Annotated in this window: 24 protein-coding genes and 1 pseudogene; 15 read left to right on the forward strand and 10 right to left on the reverse strand. The window is 71.3% G+C overall.

Going from position 1 to position 26,549, the window contains the following annotated elements; translation table 11 throughout:
* Positions 1-29: 29 nt before the first annotated feature.
* Positions 30-383 (forward strand): ATP-binding protein, encoded by a 354-nt coding sequence (locus ACFZDK_RS02960; RefSeq protein ID WP_390969124.1) that lies wholly within the window; start codon positions 30-32, stop codon positions 381-383.
* 353 nt (positions 384-736) lie between these two features.
* Here the strand turns inward: ACFZDK_RS02960 and ACFZDK_RS02965 are convergent, their stop codons facing one another.
* From ACFZDK_RS02965 to afsQ1, 4 genes are all read right to left on the reverse strand, one after another.
* Complete coding sequence (locus tag ACFZDK_RS02965) at positions 737-1,288, reverse strand: VanZ family protein (protein WP_390969126.1); 552 nt, start codon at positions 1,286-1,288, stop codon at positions 737-739.
* A 224-nt stretch (positions 1,289-1,512) separates the two neighbouring features.
* On the reverse strand, positions 1,513-2,115 hold the full coding sequence (locus ACFZDK_RS02970) for a hypothetical protein (RefSeq protein WP_390969128.1): 603 nt from the start codon (positions 2,113-2,115) through the stop codon (positions 1,513-1,515).
* Complete coding sequence (locus ACFZDK_RS02975; RefSeq protein WP_390969130.1) at positions 2,115-3,707, reverse strand: ATP-binding protein; 1,593 nt, start codon at positions 3,705-3,707, stop codon at positions 2,115-2,117. Before ACFZDK_RS02975 ends, ACFZDK_RS02970 begins: the two co-directional genes overlap by 1 nt.
* A complete protein-coding gene (gene afsQ1, locus ACFZDK_RS02980) occupies positions 3,704-4,381 on the reverse strand; it encodes a two-component system response regulator AfsQ1 (RefSeq protein WP_177232965.1) in 678 nt (225 codons plus the stop codon). The genes ACFZDK_RS02975 and afsQ1 overlap by 4 nt, the downstream gene beginning before the upstream one ends.
* A gap of 266 nt (positions 4,382-4,647) precedes the next feature.
* Here afsQ1 and ACFZDK_RS02985 point away from each other — a divergent pair, with 266 nt between their 5' ends.
* Positions 4,648-5,385, forward strand: coding sequence for a SigE family RNA polymerase sigma factor (locus ACFZDK_RS02985; RefSeq protein WP_390969132.1), 738 nt, complete (start codon positions 4,648-4,650; stop codon positions 5,383-5,385).
* 264 nt (positions 5,386-5,649) lie between these two features.
* Here ACFZDK_RS02985 and ACFZDK_RS02990 read toward each other — a convergent pair whose 3' ends face one another.
* A complete protein-coding gene (locus tag ACFZDK_RS02990; RefSeq protein ID WP_390969134.1) occupies positions 5,650-6,291 on the reverse strand; it encodes a uridine kinase in 642 nt (213 codons plus the stop codon).
* Positions 6,292-6,418: 127 nt separating this feature from the next.
* Between ACFZDK_RS02990 and ACFZDK_RS02995 the strand changes: the two genes are divergently transcribed.
* Positions 6,419-6,826, forward strand: a complete 408-nt coding sequence (locus tag ACFZDK_RS02995; RefSeq protein ID WP_390969136.1) for a hypothetical protein — start codon at positions 6,419-6,421, stop codon at positions 6,824-6,826.
* Positions 6,827-6,929: 103 nt separating this feature from the next.
* Here ACFZDK_RS02995 and ACFZDK_RS03000 read toward each other — a convergent pair whose 3' ends face one another.
* Genes ACFZDK_RS03000 through deoC form a run of 3 tightly spaced genes read right to left on the reverse strand, consistent with a single transcriptional unit; the run spans position 6,930 to position 10,229 of the window.
* The gene (locus ACFZDK_RS03000) at positions 6,930-7,826 is read right to left on the reverse strand and encodes an aldehyde dehydrogenase family protein (RefSeq protein WP_390969138.1); all 897 of its coding nucleotides are present in this window, start codon (positions 7,824-7,826) and stop codon (positions 6,930-6,932) included.
* Complete coding sequence (locus tag ACFZDK_RS03005; RefSeq protein ID WP_390969140.1) at positions 7,819-9,255, reverse strand: aldehyde dehydrogenase family protein; 1,437 nt, start codon at positions 9,253-9,255, stop codon at positions 7,819-7,821. Before ACFZDK_RS03005 ends, ACFZDK_RS03000 begins: the two co-directional genes overlap by 8 nt.
* 20 nt (positions 9,256-9,275) lie before the next feature.
* Positions 9,276-10,229 (reverse strand): deoxyribose-phosphate aldolase, encoded by a 954-nt coding sequence (deoC, locus tag ACFZDK_RS03010; RefSeq protein WP_390970079.1) that lies wholly within the window; start codon positions 10,227-10,229, stop codon positions 9,276-9,278.
* A 196-nt stretch (positions 10,230-10,425) separates the two neighbouring features.
* Between deoC and ACFZDK_RS03015 the strand changes: the two genes are divergently transcribed.
* Entirely contained in the window at positions 10,426-11,097 is a 672-nt protein-coding gene (locus ACFZDK_RS03015; RefSeq protein WP_390969142.1) for a PH domain-containing protein, read from the forward strand.
* Between the two features lie 154 nt (positions 11,098-11,251).
* Here ACFZDK_RS03015 and ACFZDK_RS03020 read toward each other — a convergent pair.
* Positions 11,252-11,456 (reverse strand): annotated as a pseudogene (locus ACFZDK_RS03020) (SDR family NAD(P)-dependent oxidoreductase); the annotation flags it as partial.
* Between the two features lie 110 nt (positions 11,457-11,566).
* On the opposite strand from ACFZDK_RS03020, the gene ACFZDK_RS03025 reads away from it, so the two are divergent.
* The 11 genes from ACFZDK_RS03025 to ACFZDK_RS03075 all read left to right on the forward strand — a co-directional run bounded on the left by ACFZDK_RS03025 (position 11,567) and on the right by ACFZDK_RS03075 (position 25,328).
* Entirely contained in the window at positions 11,567-12,217 is a 651-nt protein-coding gene (locus ACFZDK_RS03025; RefSeq protein WP_390969144.1) for a nucleotidyltransferase domain-containing protein, read from the forward strand.
* 286 nt (positions 12,218-12,503) lie between these two features.
* Positions 12,504-12,848 (forward strand): hypothetical protein, encoded by a 345-nt coding sequence (locus ACFZDK_RS03030; RefSeq protein ID WP_390969146.1) that lies wholly within the window; start codon positions 12,504-12,506, stop codon positions 12,846-12,848.
* Between the two features lie 152 nt (positions 12,849-13,000).
* Entirely contained in the window at positions 13,001-14,062 is a 1,062-nt protein-coding gene (gene pstC, locus ACFZDK_RS03035) for a phosphate ABC transporter permease subunit PstC (protein ID WP_390969147.1), read from the forward strand.
* Between the two features lie 76 nt (positions 14,063-14,138).
* Positions 14,139-15,398 (forward strand): phosphate ABC transporter permease PstA, encoded by a 1,260-nt coding sequence (gene pstA, locus ACFZDK_RS03040; RefSeq protein ID WP_390969149.1) that lies wholly within the window; start codon positions 14,139-14,141, stop codon positions 15,396-15,398.
* On the forward strand, positions 15,395-17,107 hold the full coding sequence (gene pstS, locus ACFZDK_RS03045) for a phosphate ABC transporter substrate-binding protein PstS (protein ID WP_390969150.1): 1,713 nt from the start codon (positions 15,395-15,397) through the stop codon (positions 17,105-17,107). Before pstA ends, pstS begins: the two co-directional genes overlap by 4 nt.
* Positions 17,107-19,590: a hypothetical protein gene (locus tag ACFZDK_RS03050; protein WP_390969152.1), complete on the forward strand. Its 2,484-nt coding sequence runs from the start codon at positions 17,107-17,109 to the stop codon at positions 19,588-19,590. The genes pstS and ACFZDK_RS03050 overlap by 1 nt, the downstream gene beginning before the upstream one ends.
* 256 nt (positions 19,591-19,846) lie before the next feature.
* Positions 19,847-20,830: a substrate-binding domain-containing protein gene (locus ACFZDK_RS03055; RefSeq protein ID WP_390969154.1), complete on the forward strand. Its 984-nt coding sequence runs from the start codon at positions 19,847-19,849 to the stop codon at positions 20,828-20,830.
* 98 nt (positions 20,831-20,928) lie between these two features.
* Entirely contained in the window at positions 20,929-22,599 is a 1,671-nt protein-coding gene (locus ACFZDK_RS03060) for a hypothetical protein (protein ID WP_390969156.1), read from the forward strand.
* A 110-nt stretch (positions 22,600-22,709) separates the two neighbouring features.
* Positions 22,710-23,669 (forward strand): sortase domain-bontaining protein, encoded by a 960-nt coding sequence (locus ACFZDK_RS03065; protein WP_390969158.1) that lies wholly within the window; start codon positions 22,710-22,712, stop codon positions 23,667-23,669.
* A gap of 34 nt (positions 23,670-23,703) precedes the next feature.
* The gene (locus ACFZDK_RS03070; RefSeq protein ID WP_390969160.1) at positions 23,704-24,564 is read left to right on the forward strand and encodes an ATP-binding cassette domain-containing protein; all 861 of its coding nucleotides are present in this window, start codon (positions 23,704-23,706) and stop codon (positions 24,562-24,564) included.
* 302 nt (positions 24,565-24,866) lie between these two features.
* Positions 24,867-25,328 (forward strand): hypothetical protein, encoded by a 462-nt coding sequence (locus tag ACFZDK_RS03075; RefSeq protein WP_390969162.1) that lies wholly within the window; start codon positions 24,867-24,869, stop codon positions 25,326-25,328.
* A 9-nt stretch (positions 25,329-25,337) separates the two neighbouring features.
* Here the strand turns inward: ACFZDK_RS03075 and ACFZDK_RS03080 are convergent, their stop codons facing one another.
* Entirely contained in the window at positions 25,338-26,534 is a 1,197-nt protein-coding gene (locus ACFZDK_RS03080; protein WP_390969164.1) for a hypothetical protein, read from the reverse strand.
* Positions 26,535-26,549 lie beyond the last annotated feature (15 nt).

The following is a 26,549-nucleotide window of genomic DNA, read 5'->3' on the forward strand; positions in this document are numbered from 1 at the left end:
CGTCACCGCATTCCAAGGACGCATTAACGATGAAGCAGTCTGCTGCCAAGACCCTCGGTGTCGCCGCCCTCGGTGCCGCCTTCGCCGCCGTCGGCGCGGGCGCGGCCAACGCGGCCCCGGCCGTCTCGGACGCCCCGCAGGTCCTGGACACCGTCACCAAGACGCTGCCCGCCGAGAACGTCTCCAAGGCCCTGCCGGGCGCCGGTGCGGCCGTCCAGCAGGGGCAGACCGCCCTGGGCGCCGGTCTCGCCGCCGCCCACCCGGCCGTCCAGCAGGTCCTCGCCGAGGGCCCGACCAAGCCGGTCGCCGGCCGCCTCGGCGGGCTGCCGCTGCAGGGCCTGCCCACCCACGGCCTGCCGGTGAACGGGATCCCGCTCGGCTGACCCACCCGGCCGACGCGACGCCGTCGGGGCGCCCCGGACGATTCCGGGGCGCCCCGACGGCGTTGTCGCACCAGGGAATTGCCAGGTGCCGGAGGCCCGTCCGTCGAGGGAAGCGGAACCCACCGACGCACGCCGAGTCGGGCGGTACGATTGCTGCGGCGTCAGCGATAGCCAAGCATGCGCCGACTTGAGCAGTGCCTATGTCGCGGCGGGACACGCCGGAGGGGTGACAGCCCGAAAGGGTTCGAGCGCCCGTGAACCTCAGCCCGCGAGGTCTGGAATCCTTCGGCTTAGGCCGAGGGAGGATGTCAAAGCGCGATGTAGAGCAGGAACCACCGGGTCGAGGGGTCGCCCTAAGGGGCGATCCCGACCCTGGGAATCGTCGGGGTACGATCCTGAACCGCTTCCTCCTGGGGGAGGGCCGCAGGACGCAGCCGCTCACCCTGCCGACGGAGTCGGGAGCGGGCCGCCGGAACCACCGCCAGATGCGCGAGGACCACGCCGACGGTGTTGAGGAGAACCGAGTCGACGTCCACCACACGACCGGGCACCCCAGTCTGCAGCAGGGCGATGCCCAGCGAGATCAGGGCGCCCGCGGTGGCCGTACGGATCAGGGAGGCGAGCGGGGAGACCCGGAGTCTGCCGTGGGCCATCGGCAGCAGCACCCCCAGCGGGGCGAGCAGTGCCAGCCCCTCACCGATCCGGTGCGCCGCCTCGCGCCGGCCCAGCGCCAGATCGGCGCGGATGCCGGCGAACGGGTGCAGGTTGGCGGGCATCACCCAGGGCACGTCCAGCGGCCGCAGCATCAACCAGGCGACGAACGCGAGATGTGCGACAAGGAGGACACCCCCTGTCACACGGACGCGAATCCCGGCGCTGCCGCCGATGGAGCCTTGACGCTGCACGCCCCCCAAGACGCGCCCGCGCACACGATCGGTTCCGGATTCGACGATGAGGCCTCGGACACACGGCACGGACAGCGCTTCGTCACGGGCGATCAGGGAGCGCCCCACAGGGGCGCGGGGCTGTGTCGGCATGCGGCCACCGCCGCGCGGGCGCGACCAGCCACACTCCCACCCGCACCCGCCACACAACCCTCCCTGGCACCCCCCAGGCGCCCCAACGCCCCTCACGCAGAAGCGACCTCGCTGGACGGCGGCCAGTTCCCACTCGGCGCGTTCCGGACGGAATCCGTGCACTCGTACCGCCGCAACGGCTCCGTCCCCGGCCCGCCCAGGATCACCGACCCGTCCCCCTCCGCCGCCGCCGAGTCGGAGAGCGTGCAAACGATCTGGGCGAGCGCGTACGACGTCAGCTGCGGCGGCGACGTACTGAGCCGCAGCGTGTCGTCGGGGTCCCCGGGCCGCGGCCCGCCGACGCTCATCCCGCCCCGCACGTACGTCGTGTAGCCGGCGTCCTTCTCGGCGGCCGACGGCGTCTCGGCGAGCTGGTCCAGCAGTCCCTGCGCGACGATCACCCGCCGCTGCGCGTCCGCCGTGCCCTCCGGGACCCGCACCTCCCGGTCCACGGTCACCAGCGAGGAGCCGCACAGCAGGAACACCTGCACCGGCACCCCGCGTTCGGTCTGTGCCGACAGGTCCGGCTGGGCCATCGAGCACGGCACCCGCGACGGCGCCCCGCCGAAGTCGGTCGGCACCTCGGTGGCCCGGATCCCGCACCCGGAGAGCGCCAGCGCCAGCCCGGCGACGGCGAGGAGTCTTCGTACGTGCATCAGGCGTCCTTCTCCCCGGCAGTCCCGGACTCCCCGGCGTTCCCGGCGTTCCCGCCGTCCTTGCTCTCCTCGGCCAGCGCCGAGGCGTCCCGGGGCAGCCGCAGCGTGAACACCGCGCCCCCCTCGGGAGAGTTGGCGGCGGTGATCGAGCCGCCGTGGATCCGGGCGTTCTCCGTCGCGATGGACAGGCCCAGGCCACTGCCCTCGGACCGCGGCCGGGAGGCGCTGGCCTTGTAGAACCGGTCGAAGACGTGCGGCAGCACGTCCTCCGGGATACCGGGCCCGTGGTCGCGCACCGCGATCACCAGATCCTCCCCCTCGATCCGCACCGACACCCGCACCGGCGAACCGCCGTGCTTGAGCGCGTTGCCGATCAGGTTGGCGAGGATGACGTCGAGTCGGCGCGGGTCGAGGCGGGCGTGGATGCCGCGCTCGGCGTCCAGGTCCACCGCGTCCAGCCAGGCGCGGGCGTCGATACAGGCGGTGATCTGGTCGGCGAGGTCCACGTCGTCGAGGACGAGACGGGCCGTACCGGCGTCGAAGCGGGTGACCTCCATGAGGTTCTCGACGAGGTCGTTGAGGCGGCGCGTCTCGCTGACGACCAGCCGGACGGCGGGCTCGATCATCGGGTCCATCGACCCCGACTCCGCCTCCAGCTCCTCCTCCAGGATCTCCGTCACGGCGGTGATCGCGGTGAGCGGGGTCCGCAGCTCGTGGCTCATGTCGGCGACGAACCGCCGGGACGCGTCGTCGCGCGCGGCCATGTCGTCGACCCGTTTCTCCAGCGCCTCGGCCGCGTCGTTGAACGTCCGGGACAGATCGGCGAGTTCGTCGGTCCCGGAGACCTGCAGCCGGGTGTCCAGCTTGCCCTCACCGAGCCGCCGGGCGGCCACCCCCAGCCGGTGCACCGGCTTCAGCACGGTCGTGGCGGCGGCCTGCGCGAGCAGCGCCGAGCCGATCAGCGCCAGCCCGGTGGCGATCCCCAGCGACCACGCCAGCGAGTTGAGGTCCTTCGCCTCCGGCTCCAGCGACTTCATCATGTAACCGGTCGGCCCGCCGCCGATCAGCCGCGTCCCGGCGACGAGATACGGCGTCCCGTGGTCGACGACCCGCTGCCAGTACAGGTGGTACGTCGACTTGTCGGAGTCGGTCACCTTCTGCCGCTTGTCGACGGCCTTGCGCAGCGACGTCGGCACGTCGTCGAGCGCGAACGCGCTGAGCCCGTCCGAACTGCCGTACACCGTCTTGCCGTTGCCGTCCTCACCGACCAGCAGCACGCTGAAGCGCTGGCTGCTGTTGGCCATCTGCCCGGCCGTGCGCTGCAGTTCGTCCTGGGTCGGGTGCACGGGCAGCGCGCCGGCCCGGTTCTGCATCTCCTGCCGGAAGTCGCGCAGCACCGCGTCCTGGGTACGGGTGAGCACGGCCTCGCGGTTCAGCCAGTACGCGATGCCCGACGCGGACACGGCGGCGGTCAGCGCGACGAGCCCGAAGACCACCACCAGCCGCAGCCGCAGACTGGTGAAACGCAGCCGGGACACGGCTCCCTTGCGATCCGAGGCCCAGCCGCGGAAACCCTCTTGCCGGTCGGTCACTGAGGGGCGTCCAGGCGGTAGCCGACACCACGCACGGTACGGATCAGGGTCGGCGACGAGGGCACGTCCTCCACCTTGGCGCGCAGCCGCTGCACACAGGCGTCCACCAGCCGGGAGTCACCGAGGTAGTCGTGCTCCCAGACCAGCCGCAGCAGTTGCTGCCGGGACAGCGCCTGCCCCGGCCGCCGGCTCAGTTCGAGCAGCAGCCGCAGCTCGGTCGGGGTGAGCTGGAGGTCCTCGCCGTTCTTCGTCACGGTCATCGCGCTGCGGTCGATGACGACGTTGCCGAACGTCGCCGAGTCGGTGGACTCCCGCTCCCCGCGCCGCAGCACTGCCCGGATCCGGGCGTCGAGCACCCGCCCCTGGACGGGCTTGACGACATAGTCGTCGGCGCCGGACTCCAGGCCCACCACCACATCGATGTCATCGCTGCGCGCGGTGAGCAGAATGATCGGCAACTGGTCCGTGCGCCGGATGCGCCGGCACACCTCGAACCCGTCGATGCCGGGCAGCATGACATCGAGGACGATCAGATCGGGCCGCTGCTCACGCAACAGCTTCAGACCGTCCTCACCGGTCGCAGCGGTGGCCACCCGGTGTCCCTGGCGGGTCAGAGAGAGCTCCAGGGCCGTGCGGATGGCGTCGTCGTCCTCGATCAGCAACAGGGAAGGCACGGGCTCATTCTGGCCCATGCGGGCCCCGTCGTACGACCTGTGCGGCTGGTAGCCGCTCGCGAACCTCTGTAGCGCCACCACCTGTGCACCATCTGTCGACTCTCTGTGCCGGACCCCTGTGACAGGTCTGTGACAGTCGGCGGATACGGCCGTGAAGGTGGCCCGGCAGAGTTCTCGGCACAGGCAAGCGAGCAAGCGGCCAAGAGCCGGACGGCGCGGAGCCTGGGCAAGCCGAACTACCGGAAGTCCACGACGGGGGGCGCGAGATGAACACGCTGATCGGTCACAGCACCAGCGCAGTGATCACGCGTCTGCACGACGTGCACCGGGGTTCCGAGAGGTCCGGTGCCGTGAGCGGGCGGGGGTGCGCTCGCGGCACCGGGCGTCAGCACACCGGTTACATGACGGTGGTTGACGGCTTCACGGGGGAAGCACACGGGGGATCCGCATACGGGGAGGGCACGGGGGAGCGTCGCTCGCTGACCGAGGCGGAGTTCACCGCCTACGTCCAGGAGCGCCGCGCCTCCCTGTACGCGACCGCCTACCACCTGACCGGCGACCGTTACGAGGCCGAGGACCTGCTGCAGAGCGCGCTGTTCTCGACGTACAAGGCGTGGGACCGGATCAGCGACAAGGCCGCGGTCGGCGGTTACCTCCGCCGCACCATGACCAACCTGCACATCAGCGCCTGGCGGCGCCGCAAGCTCAACGAGTACCCGACCGAGGAACTGCCGGAGACGCCCGGCGACACGGACGCGATGAGCGGCACCGAGCTGCGCGCGGTCCTGTGGCAGGCGCTCGCCCGGCTCCCCGAACTCCAGCGCACCATGCTGGTCCTGCGCTACTACGAGGGCCGCACGGACCCGGAGATCGCGGAGATCCTCGACATCAGTGTCGGCACGGTGAAGTCCAGCATCTGGCGGTCGCTCCGCCGGCTGCGCGAGGACGAGGTCCTCAGCTTCGGCCGTGACGAGGAGAACGCCTTCGGGGAGCTCGTCGCCTGAAGGTAAGGGGATCCGGGGGGATCCTGACGGGGGAAACCGGGGGAACACGGGGGACCTGGGGGAGGGTCCGGGGGGACTCACGGGGGATACACGGGGGACAGACGGGTCCGGGGGGACCCGGGGGAAAGCACGGGGGAGCTCCGCCACGGGGGACACGGGGGTGTTCGGCGGAGCAACGGGGGAAGCGGGACTGGAGGGCCGGGGGGTCCATCCAGTCCCGCTTTTTTTGCGGCTCTTCTACGACTGCCGACTCCTCTACGACGGTTACGCCGGTGCCTGTGTGCGGTTCCGGCTCTGCCGGCCCACCGCGGCCGCCGCCATCCGGCCCAGTGCCTCGTCCCGGTCGCAGGGGTGCGCGCCCAGCGCCACCTGGCGGGCCACGATCGTGCGTTCCGCGCGCATCAGCCGCCAGCCGCGGCGCAGCAGGAACGGCACCGACTTGCGGCCCTCCCGGAGGTCCCGCAGGAAGCGGCGCCGGAACGTCTTCACCGGCCCCCGGCTCAGACACAGCGCGTCGGCCAGCAGCCCGAGCTCGCGGCAGCGCTGCACGATCTCGGCGGCGAAGATGCCCTCCGCGATGAAGAGCGGGGTGCGGCCGATGTCCAGCGTCTCCTCGCCGGTGCGGGCGCTCAGTGATATGTCATATACCGGTACGGCCGCCGAGCCCGTGGCGCACAGCCGCCCGATGGCCTCGACCGCGACCTCCGCGTCCCAGGACTCCGGGTGGTCCCAGTCGATGTCCGAACTCCCCGCCACCGACGGCAGAGTCGGGTCGTCGCCCTCCTTGTAGAAGTCGTCGAGGCGCAGGACGGGCAGCCCGGAACGGGCGGCGACCAGTGACTTGCCCGAGCCCGAAGGGCCGCACAGCAGCACGACACGGGCGGGGGACGGGGGATGAATGCTCACGGAACACCAGTTTGACGCATGGTGGGCCTCCTGCCGACCCCGCAGGTCGGCTTTGGAGCGTGAGTCACACCTCAACTACCCTGTGTGCCGACCTCATTACCCTGCGCACCGGAAGGTGGCACCAGCGATGTCCCGACACGCGTCCTCCCCCAACCCGACCGCTCGGCGTGCCCTGGCCGCCCTCGCCACGGCAGGGGTGGCGCTCGGCGCGGGCGCCGCGACGGCCGCCGCCGCGGACGCCCAGCCCGTACTGGACGTGGTCCGCACCCGGCCCACCTCGCTCGGCCAGATCGACCCGCAGGCGGGCATGCAGGCGCTGGGCGGCGTACTGCCGTACGTCACGGGACCGGTGGCCGGGCTCAAGCCCAACCCCCTGGCCGGGACCGGCGTCGACCCGCTGGACAACGGGGTGGGCACCCAGCTGGCCGACTTCAAGCCGCTGACGTCGAAGATGCTGACCGGGCCGCTGGCACAGGCGCCGTCGATCGGGTCGCTTCCGGTGGTGGGAAAGATCCTCGGAGGCGCCGGGAGCTGAGCGCCCCGCAAGGGGCGCTGGGGGGTACCCCCGGCCGAAGGCTGGGGGAGGAACTGCGCGACCAGCCACGAACGGCCCGCAGTTCCCCCCTCGTAGGGGCGAATCAGTACGAAGAGCCGGACGCTCCCAGCGCCCCCGTCGGGTGCCACACCGTCTTCGTCTCCAGGAACGCCGTCAGCCGCTCGGTCCCCGGAGTCTCGGAGTAATCCACAGGCTGTGGACGCAGGACGCGCTTCAGGTTGTCGGCCGCCGCGATCTCCAGCTCCTTCGCCAGCGCCTCGTCGGCGCCCGCGAGGTCGATCGCGTTGACGTCCTGGTGGGAGGCGAGAGGCGCCGCGATCTCCGCCGTACGGCCGGAGAGGACGTTGACGACCCCGCCGGGCACGTCGGAGGTGGCGAGGACCTCGGCGAGGGAGAGGGCCGGGAGCGGGGACTTCTCACTCGCGATCACCACCGCCGTGTTGCCCGTGGCGATCACGGGGGCCAGGACGCTCACCAGACCCAGGAAGGACGACTCCTGCGGGGCCAGGACGGCGACGACGCCCGTCGGCTCGGGGGAGGAGAGGTTGAAGAACGGCCCCGCGACCGGGTTGCCGCCGCCGACCACCTGGGCGATCTTGTCGGTCCAGCCCGCGTACCAGACCCAGCGGTCGACGGTGGCGTCCACGACCGCGGCCGCCTTGGACTTGCCGAGGCCCTCCGCGTCGGCGACCTCCCGCACGAACTGGTCCCGGCGGCCCTCCAGCATCTCCGCGACGCGGTAGAGGACCTGGCCCCGGTTGTAGGCCGTGGCCCCGGACCAGCCGCCGAACGCCTTGCGCGCGGCGACGACCGCGTCCCGGGCGTCCTTGCGGCTGGACTGCGGTGCGTTGGCCAGCCAGTTGCCCTTGGAGTCCGTCACCTCGTACACCCGGCCGCTCTCGGAACGCGGGAACTTCCCGCCGACGTACAGCTTGTAGGTCTTGAAGACAGTCAGACGCTCATTGGTGCGGTCAGACATCGAGGTACGCCTCCAGGCCGTGGCGACCGCCCTCGCGGCCGAAGCCCGACTCCTTGTACCCGCCGAACGGCGAGGTCGGGTCGAACTTGTTGAACGTGTTGGACCAGACGACACCCGCGCGCAGCTTGTTGGCCACGGCGAGGATGCGGGAGCCCTTCTCGGTCCAGATGCCCGCCGAGAGGCCGTACTGGGTGTTGTTGGCCTTGGCGACGGCCTCGTCCGGGGTGCGGAAGGTGAGGACGGACAGGACCGGACCGAAGATCTCGTCCCGCGCGATCGTGTGCGCCTGGGTGACGTTCGTGAAGAGCGTCGGGGCGAACCAGTAGCCGGAGGAGGGGAGTTCGCAGGCCGGGGACCAGCGCTCGGCGCCCTCCGCCTCGCCCTGGTCGGCGAGGGTGGTGATCCGGGCCAGCTGCTCGGCGGAGTTGATCGCGCCGATGTCCGTGTTCTTGTCGAGCGGGTCGCCGAGGCGGAGGGTGGAGAGGCGGCGCTTCAGGGAGTCCAGCAGTTCGTCGTGGATCGACTCCTGGACGAGGAGGCGGCTGCCGGCGCAGCAGACCTGCCCCTGGTTGAAGAAGATCCCGGTGACGATCCCCTCCACCGCCTGGTCGATGGGGGCGTCGTCGAAGACGATGTTCGCGCCCTTGCCGCCCAGTTCGAGGGTGAGCTTCTTGCGGGTGCCCGCGACGGTCCGGGCGATCTCCTTGCCGACGGCGGTGGAGCCGGTGAAGGCGACCTTGTTCACGTCGGGGTGCGCGACGAGCGCGGCGCCCGCGTCGCCGTAACCGGGGAGGATGTTGACGACGCCCTTGGGGAGGCCGGCCTGGCGGCAGATGTCCGCGAAGAAGAGGGCGGACAGGGGGGTCGTCTCGGCGGGCTTGAGGACGACCGTGTTGCCGGTGGCGAGCGCCGGGGCGATCTTCCAGGCCAGCATCAGGAGCGGGAAGTTCCAGGGGATGACCTGGCCGGCGACGCCGAGCGGCCGCGGGTTCGCGCCGTAGCCCGCGTGGTCGAGCTTGTCGGCCCAGCCCGCGTAGTAGAAGAAGTGCGCGGCGACCAGGGGGAGGTCCGCGTCGCGGGTCTCCTTGATCGGCTTGCCGTTGTCCAGCGTCTCCAGGACGGCCAGCTCGCGGCTGCGCTCCTGGATGATGCGGGCGATACGGAAGAGGTACTTGGCGCGCTCGGAACCCGGCAGCGCGGACCACTTCTCGAACGCCTTGCGGGCGGCCTTCACGGCCCGGTCGACGTCCTCGGCACCGGCCCGGGCGACCTCGGAGAGGACCTCCTCGGTGCTGGGGCTGACGGTCTTGAAGACCTTGCCGTCGGCGGCGTCGGTGAACTCGCCGTCGATGAAGAGGCCGTAGGAGGGCGCGATGTCGACGACGGAGCGGGACTCGGGCGCCGGCGCGTACTCGAATGCGGTGGTCATCTTTTCCTTGGCCATGGTGATCAGTCCACCGTCACGTAGTCGGGGCCGGAGTAGCGGCCGGTGGCCAGCTTCTGACGCTGCATCAGCAGGTCGTTCAGGAGCGAGGAGGCGCCGAACCGGAACCAGTGGTTGTCCAGCCAGTCCGCGCCCGCGGTCTCGTTCACGAGGACCAGGAACTTGATCGCGTCCTTGCTGGTCCGGATGCCGCCGGCGGGCTTCACGCCGATCTGGACACCGGTCTGTGCACGGAAGTCGCGGACGGCCTCCAGCATGAGGAGGGTGTTGGCGGGGGTGGCGTTGACGGCGACCTTGCCGGTGGAGGTCTTGATGAAGTCGGCACCGGCGAGCATGCCGAGCCAGGAGGCACGGCGGATGTTGTCGTACGTCGACAGCTCGCCGGTCTCGAAGATGACCTTGAGCCGGGCGGCGGTGCCGCAGGCCTCCTTCACGGCGGTGATCTCGTCGTACACCTTGCCGTAGTTCCCCGCGAGGAACGCGCCGCGGTCGATGACCATGTCGATCTCGTCGGCACCGGCGGCGACCGCGTCCCGTACGTCGGCCAGCTTCACGTCGAGCGCGGCGCGGCCGGCCGGGAAGGCGGTGGCGACGGAGGCGACCTTGACGGACGAGCCGGCCACGGCCTCCTTGGCGACGGCCACCATGTCGGGGTAGACACAGACGGCGGCCGTGGCGGGAGTCGTACGGTCCGTCGGGTCCGGACGGACCGCCTTGGCGCCGAGCGCCCGGACCTTGCCCGGGGTGTCCGCGCCTTCCAGCGTCGTCAGGTCGACCATCGAGATGGCGAGGTCGATGGCGTACGCCTTCGCGGTGGTCTTGATCGAACGGGTGCCGAGCGAGGCGGCACGCGCCTCCAGGCCGACCGCGTCGACGCCGGGCAGCCCGTGGAGGAAGCGGCGCAGTGTGCTGTCGGACGCGGTGACGTCAGCAAGTGCGTGGGGTGCGGTGGTGGGCATGGTCACCAGCCGAGCATATCTACGCGCGTAGCGGCTGTACACCCCGAGGGAACGGTTCTTGTGGAGGACGGTACGGCCCCGCGCCGCTTCAGGGGCGCTGGGGGAGGAACTGCGCGACCTGCCACGCACGACCCGCTCGCCTACCGGACGCACACCCCACGGCGCCCCCGTGCACGCCTGAGGCAGAATCGGCGACATGACCACGCCCCTCGTCAAGGACCGTATCTACCGCTCGCCCCAGGCGCTGATCGGTGGTGTCCTGCTCCTCGTCATCGTCGGCTGGCTCGGCATCGACGCCCTGTTCCGGGGGCGCGGCCACACTCCCTGGCTCGCGCTCGCCGCGCTCATCCTCATCGTGCCGCTGGTCGTCGCCTTCACGCTCCGCCCGGCGGTGTTCGCGGGCGAGGACCGGCTGCGGGTGCGCAACCCGTTCCGGGTGATCACGCTGCCGTGGGGGGAGATCGCGTCGCTGCGCTCCGGTTACTCGAACGAGGTGATCGTCAAGTCGGGCGCGAAGTACCAGCTGTGGGCGATCCCCGTGTCCCTGCGCAGCCGCAAGAAGGCGGCCCGTCGGCAGGCGCGGGCGGAGACGGACGCGCGGCGCGGTCGGACGGGGTCCGGCGCGGGCACGGGCGGCGGGCTGGGCGGGTTCGGTGGCTTCGGCGGCGGCCTGCGGGGCGCGGACGAGCCGGCCGGGCCGGTGCGCGCGGAGACCGACAAGGTGATGGACGACCTGCGGACCACGCTGGAGACCAGGGGCGAGGCGGAGTCGGCCCAGGGCGAGATCGTGGTGCGCTGGGCGTACGAGGTGATGGCGCCGGCGGTGGCGGGCGCGGTACTGCTGGTGACTCTGCTGGCGGTGGGGTAGCGCCGGTCGGGGGTGCGCCGTAGGGGTGCGGGCCGTTGCCGGGCGCGGGCCGTGAGCGGCTGGTCGCGCCCACGCGGCGGTAGCCGCACATCGATACGGCCCCGCGCCCCTGGGTGGGTCGAGGTGCTGCGTGTCGAAGAGCTCGGAAACGGCCCGGCGCCGTCCAGGTCCGCTCGTACGAAGTCGGCACGTCCGCCGAGCGCCCGGATCCCGTCCACCACCTCCGCACCGCGCCCGGCACCGCGCCCCGAGACGACGACCTGTGCCCCCTCCGCCGCGAACGCCTCCGCGATCGGCCGCCCGATGTTGCTGGTCGCACCCGTCACGAGCGCGGTCTTTCCTGCCAGTCGCATGGCCATGATCAGCTCTCCGTTCCCTGTGGTTCCCCGTCGGGTGCGGACCACTGTGCGTCGAAGAAAAGGACCGGCAAGTCCAGAAACGTGGTGCCTGCGGGGGCTACGGTGCTCCGATGACCGATTCTTCGCCACCCGGCGGCGAGGTTCTCGACGCGCACGAACTGACCGCTCGCTGGACGGACGCCTGGCGGCCGGAGCAGGTCGCGGAGCGGCTGGGCGGGGTCGGTACGCCCTGGTGCGTCGCGGCGGGGTGGGCGCTGGACCTGTTCCGTGGCGGGGAGTCGCGGCGCCATGGTGATCTGGAGATCGCGGTGCCCGCGGCGGGGTTCGCGGAGGTGCGCGACCGCTTTCGTGAGTACGCGTTCGACGCGGTGGGCTCAGGGCGTGTCTGGGCCGCGGCGGGAGACGAGGTGCTCGCGGCCACGCACCAGACCTGGGTGCGGGATCCGGCGAACGGTCAGTTCCTCTTCGACGTCTTCCGCGAGCCGCACGAGGGCGGGACCTGGATCTGCCGGCGGGACGAGAGCCTGCGGCTGCCGTACGGCGCGGTCGTCGAACGCACGGCGGACGGCATTCCGTACCTGGCACCGGAGTTGGTGCTGTTGTTCAAGGCGCAGGGGACGCGGCCCAAGGACCAGGCCGACTTCGACGGGGTGCTGCCGCTGCTGAGCGGGGCCCGGCGCGAGGCTCTCGCCGGGTGGCTCACGCGCGTGGACCCCGGGCATCCCTGGCTGGCGGGACTCAAGGGCCCGGCGAGGGGGTGACGGGAGCCGGTCGGGCCGTGCTCGGCGCCCCCATGGGCAACGTTGTCCCGGTCCGGGTGGGAGCGCTTTCTCCGTGTCTTGCCTACGGGTTACCTAGGGGATACCTCTACATGAAGCGTGGCCCCGGCAGTCAGTTTTGTCCGGGCGCCGCCACCTACGCCTCAGTAGATTGCTGGTGCCGCCCCAGAGTGCCGTACCTGCGGATTTTACTTACCTATTGGGCGGTGGGGGTGGGGACATGGAGCGGTCCGAGAGGGCGGCAAGACCTGCCGCTGGGACGACGGGCATGAGATGCCAGGTGGACATCGACGGGCAGGGCAGGTTCGGCTGGCGCCTGGTGGCGCCGAACGGGAGATCGGTGGCGGTCTCGCTCACCGCGCACGACAGCCACACCCGATGTCGCGCCGCGTTCCACCGCATGTGCGCGTTGCACTCCCGTACGGGGGGCGGAGTGCAGCACGGCTCCGACGGGGGCGGCTGGGTGTGGGTGGTCTGGGACGAGTCCGGCCGTCATCTGGCCGGCTCGGCGCGGACGTACGAGAGGCATGCCACCTGTCGTGCGTCCTACGACCGGTTCCGCGCGATGATCGCCGAACTGGTATATGCCGGGCCCGAGTTATGGGGCGAGTGAGCCAGGGCTGAGCCGCACGTCAACCGGGCCTGGAGAGGCCCTGGTCGGGGACGAGGCGTGCCGGTGCGGCGGGGGCCGATGTTGCCCTTAGGGAACCCGTAGTTCACACCTCAGGATGTGCATGTCAACCGATGACACGGAGTGTCGGGACCGTGCCTTCGCTGAGAAGAACCAGACAGCCGCAGCCCGTGATCGCGGGCGTCGGCTCCATCGACGCCGAAGCCGACGTGGGCGACCCCGACGTACGGCGACGCCTGTACGCCGATCCCGGGCTGCCCGACCGGGTGTTCCGCACGGTGCTGCGCTCGGGCGGCGGGCTCGTGCTGGCCGTGATGCTGCTCGTCGGCGGCTTCCTGCTGTACCGGGCGTGGCTCGCGCTGGACCGGGCCGGCTGGTCCTTCCTGACCACCGCCGAATGGGAGCCGGGCAGCGGGCGGTTCGGTATCGCGGCCGTGCTCGTCGGGACGATCCTGATCGCGGTCGTCGCGGTGCTGGTGGCCGTGCCGCTTGCCACCGGGGCCGCGCTGTACATCTCCGAGTACGCCTCGCCGCGGCTGCGCCGGACGCTGATCAGCGTCGTCGACCTGATGGCCGCCGTGCCCTCCGTGGTCTACGGCCTGTGGGGCGTGTTCTTCCTCCAGGACAAGGTGCTGCCCACGGCCCGCTGGATCTCCACGTACTTCGGCTGGATCCCGGTCTTCGACGTGCAGGGCGCCGACCCCGACGACCCGCTCGCGCCCGAGAGCATCTACACCTCCTCGACGTTCATCGCCGGACTCGTCGTCGGCATGATGATCGCGCCCATCATCTGCTCGATCATGCGCGAGGTCTTCTCGCAGGCCCCCGCCGGTGAGCGCGAGGGCGCCTACGCGCTCGGCGCCACCCGCTGGGGCATGATCCGCAGCGTCGTCCTGCCCTTCGGGCGCGGCGGGATGATCGGCGGCACGATGCTCGGCCTCGGCCGTGCCCTCGGCGAGACGATCGCCATCTTCATGATCATCTCGGTGACCTTCCAGGTCCAGTGGCACATCCTGCAGTCCGGTACCAGCTCGGTCTCCTCGCTGATCGCCCTGCGGTACGGCGAGGCGAGCGAGTTCAGCATGTCCGCCCTGATGGCGGCCGGCTTCTCGCTGTTCGTCATGACGCTGATCGTCAACTTCGCGGCCTCCTCCATCGTCGCCCGCTCCCGCTCGGGTGCGGCGAGCGACGCCTGACGAGCCCTTCCTCCCCGGTATCGCCAACCCCCCCACGGCGCCCGCAGTCCCTTACGCCATACAGGAATGAGCGACCATGACCGTTGCCCCTGAAGCGCCCGGCGCGCGTCAGGCGACCGGACGCCCGAGCACCACCCTGCCGGGCCCGGCCCGCGGCGCCGATCCGGCCGGTGAGCGCCGCCGCGCCCTGACGCAGCTGCACGCCACCGACGTGTACGCCATGGTCGGTGCCGCCACCGCCGCGCTCTCGATGACCTGGCTGCTCTTCCACTGGCTGCTGCCGTTCAACGGCGCCGTCGGCTTCGTCGTCATCGCCTACGTCCTCTTCCTGCTGGTCTACGCGCTGCTGGTCTCCTTCGACGAGGACGGGCCCGCGATCGTCGACCGGATCGCGGCGGCCCTGGTGCGGTCCATGGGGCTGCTGCTCGTCGTGATCCTCGTCTTCGTCGTGTGCTACGCCCTCGTCCAGGGCCGCAAGGCGCTGGTACACCTGAACTTCTTCACCCAGAGCATGGAGCTGGCCGGCCCGCTGGAGCCGCTCAGCGTGGGCGGCGCCCTGCACGCGGCGGCCGGCACCCTGATCATGATCACCATCGCGCTGCTGATCACCGTGCCGGCCGGGCTGGTCTGCGCGGTGTTCCTGAACGAAGTCCCCGGCGCCTACGCCCGGTTCGTGCGGACCATCGTCGAGGCGATGACAGCGTTGCCGTCGGTCGTCGCCGGTCTGTTCATCTACGCCACCGTGATCCTCGGCCTGGGCCTGGACCAGTCCGGACTCGCCGCCGGTCTCGCCCTCTCGGTGATGATGCTGCCGATCATCATCAGGGCCGCCGACGTCGTCATCCGGCTGGTCCCCGGCACCCTGCGCGAGGCCGCCTACGCGATGGGCACGAGCCGCTGGCGCACGGTCTGGCACGTGGTGCTGCCGACCTGCCGCTCGGGTCTGACGACCGCCGTGATCCTCGGCACCGCGCGCGGCATCGGCGAGACCTCCCCGGTCCTCTTGACCGCGGGCTTCACCAACGAGCTCAACCTCAACCCGTTCCACGACCCGATGGTCTCCCTGCCGCTGGTCACCTTCGAGTTCGTCAAGTCGCCCGAGCCGAACATGATCTCGCGCGGCTTCGGTACGGCGGCCCTGCTCATGGCGCTGGTGCTGCTGCTGTTCGTCGCCGCCCGCATCCTCGGCGGCCGCGGCCCCGGCCATCTCACCCGCCGCCAGGAACACCGGCGCGTCCTCGCGTCCCGGCGTGACGCGCGTCGATTCGCCGAGCGCCGCCCGACGGCCGACCTCGTCACCGCCCCCACCGCATCCGATCCCGGGAGTTCGTCGTGAAACCCGCCACTCGTTTCCGTCTGGCGGCCACCGCGCTGTCACTGATGTCCCTGCTGGGCGCCCTGTTCGCCGTCCAGACACCGCCCGCCGCCGCGGCCTCCTACGCCAAGATCACCGGCTCCGGCTCCACCTGGAGCTCCAACGCCGTCCAGCAGTGGGTCCGCAACGTCAAGGCCAACTACGGCATGACGGTCAACTTCACTGCCAACGGCTCCTCCCAGGGCCGTGAGCAGTTCAAGAACGGCACCGTCGACTTCGCGGTCTCCGAGATCCCCTACGGCCTCAAGGAACAGGGCGTCACGGACACCCCGCCGAGCCGCGGCTACGCCTACATGCCGATCGTGGCCGGCGGTACCGCGTTCATGTACAACCTCAAGATCAACGGCAGGATGGTGACCAACCTCCGGCTCTCCGGCGACGTCGTCACCAAGATCTTCACCGGGAGGATCACCCGCTGGAACGACCCCGCGATCGCCGCCGACAACCCGGGCCTGACCATGCCGGCCCGCGCGATCGTCCCGGTCGTCCGCTCCGACGGCTCCGGCACCAGCGCCCAGTTCACCATGTGGATGTCGAAGCAGTACGGCTCCCTGTGGGCCGACTACTGCTCCCGCACCGGCCGCGGCAGCGGCAACTGCGGCATGACCTCCAACTACCCGCTGCTCAGCGGCTCCACGATGATCGCCAAGTCCGGCTCGCTCGGCGTCTCCGGCCATGTCCGCCAGCCCTCCGGCGAGGGCGCCATCACCTACGTCGAGTACTCCTACGCCAAGAACACCGGCTTCCCAGTGGCCAAGGTGCTCAACAAGGACAACTACTACGTCGAGCCGACCGCCGCGAGCGTCGCGGTGGCGCTGACCAAGGCCGAGATCAACGAGAACAAGTCGTCGGTCAACTACCTCACCCAGATCCTCGACGGCGTCTACGCCAACCCCGACGCCCGCACCTACCCCCTTTCCAGCTACAGCTACATGATCCTGCCGACCAAGGCGGAGTCCGGCTTCACCGCCGCCAAGGGCAACTCGCTCGGCACGTTCGGCCGTTACTTCCTCTGCGACGGCCAGCAGCAGGCCGACGACCTCGGCTACTCGCCGCTGCCGAAGAACCTCGTCCAGGCCGGCTTCGACCAGCTCCGCAAGGTGCCGGGCGCGCCCACCGGCAGCATCAACATCAGCACCTGCCGCAACCCCACCTTCTCCGGCGGGGTCAACACCCTGATCAAGAACGCGCCGTACCCCAAGTCCTGCGACAAGAAGGGGACGACGCAGTGCACCACCGGCACGGCCGGCGCGGCGGGCACCGACACCCCGGTGAAGCCGGGCGCGACGGGCGGTGACTCCTCCGGCGGCTCCGGCTCGTCGACCGGCGGTTCGTCCTCCGGCGGTTCCTCCGCCACGGGCGGCACCGGCACCGGCGGAACGGACACCGACGGCGACGGCAAGCCCGACGCGAGCGCCGGTGCCGCCGCCGGGGGTACCTCGGGGGGCACCGTCGACCCCGACACCGGCGAGGTGGTCAGCGGCGACGGGGCGAGCACCGGCGACACGAACGTCGCCGCCAACCCCGTCGCCCTCGCCTCCGACAACAGCCTCGGGATGCGCGGCGCCCTGATGGCGCTGTCCGCCGTCCTGCTCGTCGCGGTGGTCGTCGGGCCACCGCTCACCGCGCGGCTGCTCGCGGCCCGTTCGCGCCGTAAGGGAGAGCTGTGATGAGACGGTCGACGACGGTACGGATGTCACCCGGCCGGCGCCGACGGGTGACCGCGGGGCTGGGGTGCCTGCTGTCCGCGCTGGTGCTGGCGGTGCTCCCGCTGCCCCGGGGCGTGGACCAGGCACAGGCGGCCACCGCCGAGAGCTCGGCGGTCACCAAGAGCGGGGCGAAGGGGACGTACGGCGACGACTTCTCGAACCTCAAGGTCACCGTGCACCAGACGAAGGACCTGACCGGGCAGGGCGTGCGGGTGACGTGGACGGGCGGGGTGCCGTCCGGCAACGCCGAGACGAACTTCCTGTCGATCATGCAGTGCTGGGGGGACGCGGACTCCGGGCCGGACCGTACGCAGTGCGAGTTCGGGCTGGCGGCAGGCGGGCAGAACGGGGACGGCCGGGCCGTGTACCGGGGTGACACCTCGGGCCATGACCCGCTGGAAGCCGATGCCTCGACCCCGGTCGACAAGAACGGCACCCACTATGTGCCGTTCCGGCCGGTCGAGGGGCAGGGGGACCCCACCACGGGCCCCACCGACACCACGTACTTCACCGAAGGGGACACCAACGCCGACCCGTTCATGCCGAACGACGGGGACGGCGGCGGCGACATCTCTTTCGAGCTGAAGTCGGCCGTGGAACAACCGGCCCTGGGCTGCGGCGCCCGCACCACGTCGGCCGGCGCGATCCAGCCGTGCTGGCTGGTGGTCGTGCCCCGCGGTACCCACGACCCCAACGGGCAGACACACACCGGGGGCGCCCAGGTCACCTCCTCGATCAGCCAGTCGAACTGGGACCAGCGCCTCGTGTTCCGGCTCGGCTTCGCGCCGGTCACGGACAACTGCGACGCGGACAAGCCCGAGCGCGGGATCATGGGTTCCGAACTGGCCACCGACGCCATCACGTCGTGGCAGACCGCGCTGTGCAGGACCGGAACCTACCGGTTCAACTTCACCCAGTCCGGTGAGCAGCAGGCCCGGGACGCCGTGAAATCGGGTGACGCGCTGGCGGGGCTCGCCATGACGGTGGACCCCGTCGAACCGGTCGCCGGGGCGGCCCAGGTGGTGCACGCGCCTGTCGCGGTGACCGGGCTGACGATCGGTTTCGTCTGGATGTACGACGCGACGGACGGCACCCGGCCGCTGACGAAGCTCAAGCTCAACCAGAGACTGCTGGCCAAGGTGCTCACGCAGTCCTACCCCTTCAGCGTGGTCAAGCCGGCCAACCAGGTGCCCGAGTACCTCTCCGGCAATCCGGATTCCCTCGTCAAGGACCCTGAATTCCTCCGGCTCAATCCCGATCTCGCGGGTCAGGCGGCCGGCAACGCCCCCTTGGGCCTGGCCGTGACGCTGGCCAACACGGACTCCGCCAACGTGGTGTGGAAATACATTCTGGCGAACACCGACGCGAGAGAGTTCATCGAAGGGAAAGCCGATCCCTGGGGAATGAAGGTCAACCCCTCGTACGAGGACGGGGTGGTCTCGGATTCCCTGGACTTCTTCCCCAAGGCGGACATCGCACCCAGAACACCGGACTGCGGGGGCGGCAGCACCGTCACCACCACGTACACCGGGCTGGACGTGGTCCCCTATGTCAACGACATGCACGATGGGGCGCTGAAGGTACGCCGTGGGGACATCGGCACCGCGTATGACTGCGTCGTCGTCGACAACATAGCGAAATTGACGCCGCTGGGCCGTCCGATCCCGACCAGGCAGCGCCAGTTCGGAGTCGTGGACAACGCCTCCGCGGTGCGTTACCAACTGGGCGCCGCCGCCCTGGCGAACGCCGACGGCGACTACGTCACGCCGACCGACGAGTCCCTGCTCAAGGCCGTCGCCGAGATGCCCGACTCGGACGTGGCCGGGGTCAAGGCGCCCGCCCCCGGAAAAATGAAGGACGGCGCCTACCCGCTGACCGCCGTGGTCTACGCGGCCGCCTCGCTCGACCAGGCCAAGGACGCCCGCCAGGACTACGCCAAGGTGATGCGCTACGCGGCCGGCGCGGGGCAGACCCAGGGCACCGCGAAGGGTGAACTGCCGTACGGCTACGCCCCGTTGCCCGCCGCCATGCGCACGCAGGCGAAGCAGGCCGCCGACCGGCTGGAGAAGGGCACGGCGGACGCCGGCTCGACGACCGGCGGCACCTCCGGAGGCGGCGACGACCTGAGCGGCACCGGCAGTGGCGGTGCGGCGGGCGGCGTGGCCGGCGGCACGGGCACCGGCGGCGACTCCGCCGGTACGTCGGGCGCCGCGGCCGGTGGCACCGGCGCGTCGGACACCCCCCGGCCCTCCGCCGCCCCGAGCGGGACCGACCCGGCCAAGCAGAACGTGGCGCAGTCCGGCGGCGCCACCCCCGCGGAGGTCCTCGGGTTCATCCGCTGGGTGCTGCTCGGAGTCCTCGTCGCCGGCGGCGTGGCGGCCCTCGCGGGGCCGGTGATGCTGCGGCTGTCGGTGCGCCGGACGAACCTCACCGGAGAGAAGTGATCGCCACCCCATGAACGGCGGATTCCCAATTCCGGGGTGAATTCAGCCCCGGGGAATCTGCGAACCACTCGGTGAACTCCCTTGGATTCACCTAGGAAACGGACTCGTAACCTGAAGACCGGTTGGATTTTGTGGCCGCTGGTTCGAGTCTGCGGAATTGTTCTGCGTGGCCGGCCGACGGGTCGGTGGCGAAAGAAAGAATCCGGATTTGCTTGCACGTCCATTGCTTGATCCGTTTCAACGGAGGAGAAATCAAGTGAACGTCAAGTCCCGCGTGCGTATCGGTGCCGCGGTCGGTACGGTCGCCCTGGGCCTGGGTGCCCTGGCCGCCCCCGCCGCCTACGCCGACCCGAGCTCGGCCACCGACTACCGTCAGCTGGCCGGTGTCGGCTCCGACACGACCCAGGACGTGATGAACGCTCTGGGCAACGCGATCACGAACAGCAACGGCAAGGTCATCGCCTCGTGGAACGCCACGGGCACCAGCCCGATCACGACCAAGGCCACCGGCAGCTGCACGATCACCCGCCCCGACGGCTCCGGCGCCGGCATCACCGCGCTGAACACCGCTCTGGACGGCAGCACCGGCTGTGTGGACTTCGCCCGTTCCTCGCGCGGCCCGAACAACACCACCACCACGGACCTGACCTTCATCCCGTACGCCAAGGACGCGGTGTCCTGGGTGAAGCAGGACGGCAGCGCTCTGCCGAGCGACCTGACCACGGCCCAGCTCAAGGCCATCTACGAGTGCACCCTGACCTCGCTCAACGGTGTCACCCTCACCCCGATCCTGCCGCAGTCGGCCTCGGGCACCCGCGCCTTCTTCCTCAGCTCCATCGGCGTGACGACCCCCGGCTCCTGCGTCACCTCGAACTCCACCATCCAGGAGAACGACGGCTCGGTCGTCGACAGCGCGGGCGACATCTTCCCGTACTCCGTGGCCCAGTACACCGCCCAGGAGACCTCCGTGGTGGACGACCGCCGCGGTGACGCCGTGCTCGGCTCGGTGAACACGGTCGCTCCGCGCAACGAGGACGACCTGTCGCTGAACCTCTCCTTCCCCTACCTGAGGAACGTCTACAACGTCGTCCCGACCGCCAAGCTGTCGGACGCGGTGATCGCCGACACCTTCGTGGGCACCGGCTCCAAGGTCTGCGCGAACACCACCACCATCACCGACTACGGCTTCGGCACCCTCGGCAGCGACTGCGGCAGCACCACCCTCAAGGGCGAGAGCTGATCGCCACCCGGTAGCCGCGCAACGGCCGGGCACCCCACGGGTGTCCGGCCCTGTCGGCGTATTCGTCCACGACCCAGACCCCGCGGGGGGACCACCACATGAATCACCGTCTCGCACCACTCAGATCACCGGTGGCGCTGCTGACCGGCATCGCCCTGCTGTGCGCCGCCCTGGCCGGGGTCCTCGCCTTCTCGGGCCGGGCCCACGCCGCCACCCAGCTCGGCAAGTTCACGATCACGCCCACCACGGGCAGCATCTCGACCTACCCCATGATCACGTCGGTGACGACGACCGCCGGCTGCCCCGACGACACCGCCGGCAAGGCGGCCATCCTCAAGGTGTTCAACCCCACGAGCGACACCACGCAGGCCACCCTCGGCCAGGGCGCCACCAAGATCGTGGCCGGCTCGGGTCCCTTCACCATGGACATCACGACCCTGGCCGCCGCGAAGAGCCTGGAGACCCGGCTGCGCACCTGGATCCCCGACGGATCCCTCGACGGCACCTACACCCTGGGCCTGGGCTGCGGCGGCGGCACCGACGTCCCGGTCTTCCTCGCCAAGGTCCGGATCACCGGCGACACCTGGTCCCTGCTCGAACAGCAGGCCACGACCCTCGCGGTGAGCGCGGCCTCCGGAGTCGTCGTGGGCGGCGACCTCAAGCTCACCGCCACGGTGTCGCCCTCCTCGGCGGCCGGCGCCGTGGAGTTCAAGAACGGCGGCACGTCGCTCGGCACGGCACAGGTCACCGACGGCAAGGCCGAACTCACGGTCAAGGCACCGGCGATCGGCGGCCCGCTGCCCTTCACGGCCGCGTTCACCCCCACCGATGCCGACTCCTACTCCAGCGCCGAGGCCGGCGGGACCGCGAACATCGGCTACGTCGTCTCCGCCAAGGACGCCGACGGCAACGCCCTCGCCGACAAGCCGACCCTGTACGTCGGCCAGAAGGTCAAGGTCACCGTCAAGGGCTTCACCCCGGCGGCCGCCGCGCAGGTGACCCTCACCAACTCCACGGCGACCTTCGTGGACGCGACAGCGAACGCCGACGGCGCCGTCGCGGACTACGCGTTCACCGTGCCCAACGCCCTCACCAACGGCGACCACACCCTGAACTTCTCCGAGAAGTCGGGCGTCTACGCGGCCTTCGACTTCGTCAGCACCGACGAGGCGCCCTCCAGCCCCTCCCCCTCCGACAACCCCGACCTCACCGTCACCGACGAGGACGGCAACACCCTCGACACCGACCCGAACCTCGAAGCCGGTCAGAAGGTGAAGATCACCGCCCGTGGCTACACCGCGAGCGCCGCGGTCAAGGTCACCCTCGCCGACAGCGACGCGACGTTCGACGACGCCAAGGCGGACTCCGACGGCACCGTGGAGAAGTACGCGTTCACGGTCCCGAAGGACATCCAGGACGGTGATCACACGCTGACGCTGGCCGAGGACAGGACCGACGGGCACAGCGTGGACTTCGCGTTCACCACCGGCTCCGACGACTCCACCGAGTCCCCCGAGCCCAGCGCCTCCGCCTCGGACAGCGGCGGCACGGACACCGGCGGCACCGGCGGCGGTTCGGACAGCGGCGGCGGCGCGTCCGGCGGATCCGGCGGTTCCGGCGGCGGCGGTTCCATGGCCTCCACCGGAGCCCAGGTCGGCGCCATCGGCCTGGCCTCCCTCGCGTTCCTGTCCGCCGGTGGTGCACTCGTGCTCCACATGCGCCGCAAGGGCCTGCTGACCTTCGGCGGCGACACCCCGCAGCACCGCTGACCGACCGATCGGCCGACGGGTCGGCCCGGGGACACACGCCGACGTGTCCCCGGGCCCGCCCGTTCGCCCAGGACCCGCCAGAGAACCCTCCGCCACGAGGAGCGCACCCCGTGACCACCCTCGCCCCGCCACCGGCCGGCGCGTCGGCGCCCGCCGACGGACCGCCCGCCCCGCCGCCCCCGCCGACCACCGAGCCGCGCCGCCGGACCCCGCGGCCCCCCGCCCGCCCCGGGCTCGCACTCGCCGGGGCGGCGCTGTGCGTTCTCGCCGCCGTGCTCCTCGGCTTCGCCGCGAACCTCACCGTCGTCGGCCACCTCCAGCACGCCCGCGACCAGCAGACCGCCTACGACGAACTGCGCAAGGAACTCGCCCTGGGCACCGCCCCCGTGGGCCAGCGCGACTACGAGGGCAAGCTGCTGAGGACCGGCGCCCCCGTCGCCCTGCTGCGCATCCCCGTCCTCGGCCTCAAGGAGGTCGTCGCCGAGGGGACCACCTCCGAGGTGCTGATGGCGGGGCCGGGGCACCGGAGGGACACCCCGCTGCCCGGACAGGCCGGGACCGCGGTGGTCATGGGCCGCCAGTGGGGATACGGCAGCCCCTTCCACGACCTGCACCAGCTGCCCGTCGGCAGCCGCGTCGAGATCACCACCGGGCAGGGCAGGTCGGTCTACGAGGTCACCGGCGTCCGCCGGGCCGGCGACGAACTGCCCGCGCCGGTCGCCGCGGGACAGGGCCGGCTCACCCTCATCACCGCGACCGGGGCGCCGTACACCCCGAGCGGGGTGCTCCGGGTCGACGCCAAGCTGGTCACCGCCGTGCAGCCCAACCCGCCGCGGGATCTGCGGGCGGGCTGGATCGCCGACTCCGAACAGGCCCTCGGCACCGACCCCGGCGCCTGGCTCGGCGTCTTCCTGTGGACCCAGGGGCTGCTGCTCGCCTCGCTGCTCGCGGTGATCGCCTTCCGCGTCTGGGGCCGCTGGCAGACCTGGATCTGCGCGGGACCGCTGCTGCTCGCGCTGGGCCTCGCCGACTCCCAGTCCCTCACGGCACTGCTGCCGAACCTGCTCTGAACCAACGGCCCACGCACGGAAGTTGACCCACCGCATGTCCGAGAACACCGATCTTGTCGACACCGTCGTCCAGCCGCCCGTCGAGAGCGTCCCCGGCGGCGGACCCCGCTTCGGCGACGGCCCCGCGACCCTGCGCGCCGACGCCGTCTCCGCCTGGTTCGGCGACCACAAGGTCCTCGACCGGGTCTCGCTCACCATGCCCGCCCGCCAGGTCACCGCGCTCATCGGCCCCTCCGGCTGCGGCAAGTCGACCTTCCTGCGCATCCTCAACCGGATGCACGAACTGATCGGCTCCGCCTCGCTGGCCGGGCGGGTGCTCCTCGACGAGGTCGACATCTACGACCGCGGGCGGCGCATCACCCACGCCCGCCGGGAGATCGGCATGGTCTTCCAGAAGCCCAACCCGTTCCCGGCGATGTCGATCTACGACAACGTCGTCGCCGGACTCAAGCTCAACGCCATCAGGACCGGGCGTGACGGCAAGGACGACCTGGTCGAGGAGTGCCTCACCAAGGCGGGGCTGTGGAAGGAGGTCCGGGACCGGCTCCGCCAGCCCGGCGGGGCGCTGTCCGGTGGCCAGCAGCAGCGGTTGTGCATCGCGCGCTCGCTCGCGGTACGGCCGCGGGTCCTGCTGATGGACGAACCGTGCTCGGCGCTCGACCCGACCTCCACCCGTCGTATCGAGGAGACCATCCACGACCTCAAGGACGAGGTGACGATCGTCATCGTCACCCACAACATGCAGCAGGCCGCCCGCGTCTCCGACAACTGCGCCTTCTTCCTCGCCTCGCACGGCACGCCCGGGGTGATCGTGGAGCACGGTGACACGCATGCGATGTTCAACTCCCCCCAGGACGAGCGGACTTCGGACTACGTGAACGGGCGCTTCGGGTGACGGGGGCGGGGGCGGGCGCGAGGGCGGGGTGGGTCGCCGGGGTGCCGGCGGCGGTGCTGCTTGTCGCCGGGTGCGGGGTCGGGGCGGGTGCGGGTGCGGGTGCGGGGTCGGGCGCCAGTGCGGGGGGCGGGGCTGGGGGTGGGGTGCGCGTCTCGGACACCGCTGATCGGGTGGCTACGCCCTCGGCGCCGATGCCGTCGCGGTCGGCTCCGTCGGCGTCCGTCTCCGCCTCCCTCGCGCCGCCGGTGCCCCGTGCCCCGCGGTCCGGCACGCCTCGTCCGTCGGCGAGCGCGAGGAGCCGGGTGCCGGGTCCTGACCTGTCCCGTCGGGTGCCGGTCACGTCGTCGTCCCGGGGTCCTGTCGTCAGTGCGCCGGCCTCGAAGGTGCCGAAGGCCGCGACCGGTACCACCCTCCGGATCGGCAGCTGGTCCGCGGGTGTGGTGCGTGGGGGGCAGGACGAGGTCGACGCCTGCGAGGACGCCGTGCAGTGGGCGGGGCCCGACATCGGCACCGAGGACGGCTACGAGATGCGGACCGTCGTGATCGTCGGTCACGACTACTGCGGGTTCGACCTGTTCGCCACATTGCGCGTCGGTACGAGGGTCACCATCGGCACCCCGCGCGGTACCTGGAGCTACACGGTGTACGCCAACTACGTCGCTCCGGGCCGTGGCGCCCCGGCGGCCGGGCTCTACTGGGGGGACCTCACCCTGCAGTCGTGCGTGGGGCCGGACACGGGGTTCAGTTATCTGGTGCGGGACTGAGGCCGGCGGTCAGGGGGCGCTCGGCCACACCAGGAGCATGTACGCCCCGCAGTAGGCCGAGCCGGCCACCGCCGTCGTCAGCAGGAGCACGCGGGAACGGGTGGAGGCGCGGGCGAGGTACCCGGCGATCGGCAGCAGAAGGGGGAAGCCGGGGAGGAGGAAGCGGGCGCGCGGGAAGTAGACGCCGCCGCTCGCCACCACGATCAGCAGCAGGACCGCGCTGAACACCAGCAGCGGCACCGGCTGGCGGTCCGCCACAGAGAGCCCGAACAGGAGGAGGGACACGACGATCGTGACGCTCACCAGGACCAGGAACAGCTCCGGCCGGGACTGCTGCCCGAACAGCTTGCGCAGCCACCGCAGGGTCTCCGCCCCGCCGTCCAGCTCGTTGTGCCACATCCGCTGTACGGCGAAGTAGCCGTCCCAGCGGCCGAGTCTGAGGCCCACCCAGCCGACGTACGCGCACCAGCCGAGGGGTGCCGTCAGGGCCGCCGTCAGGACGCGGGGCGAGAAGCGGGTGCGGAGGGCGAGCAGTGCGGTGACCGTCACGGCGGCGGCCACGGCGATGCCGGTCGGCCGGGTGAGTCCGGCGAGGACCGAGGCCGTCGCGGCGCAGAGCCAGCGTTCGGTCAGGACCGCGTAGAGGGTCCATGCGGCGAACGCCGTGAAGAGGGACTCCGTGTAGCCCATCCACTGCACCAGGCCCACGGGGAACGCCGCCCACAGCACGGTGAGCAGGACGCCGGTGCGGCGGCCGTGGAGGCGGTCGCCGACCGCGAACACGCCCCAGGCCGCGAACAGCGACGCCAGCCAGGCGAGGGCGAGTCCGGTGCTGGCCCGGGTGCCGGGGGTGACGACCGCGACGGCCTTCACCAGCAGGGGGTACAGCGGGAAGAACGCCAGGTTGTTGTGGTCGTACGCGAGGCCCAGCGTGTGGGTGTAGCCGTGGTCGGCGATGCCCAGGTACCAGCGGGAGTCCCACTGCGTCGCCAGCATCGGCCACACGCCGTGGTGGCGGCGGTGCGCCCAGACGGCGAGGAACGCCAGGCCCGTGAGGCGTACGGCGAGGTACGCGGCGAGGGTGGGGGCCGCGCGGCGCAGGGCGTGGCGCAGCGCGAGGTGGGGGGCGGCGGGGGTGGGGAGGTGGGGTCGTCGGGTGCCCGGGATGTGCCCGCGGGGGGCGGTGTCGGGGGCGGTCGGGGACACGGCGGCGGCTCCAGT

Source organism: Streptomyces sp. NPDC007901 (genome assembly GCF_042959465.1).
GTDB lineage: Bacteria > Actinomycetota > Actinomycetes > Streptomycetales > Streptomycetaceae > Streptomyces.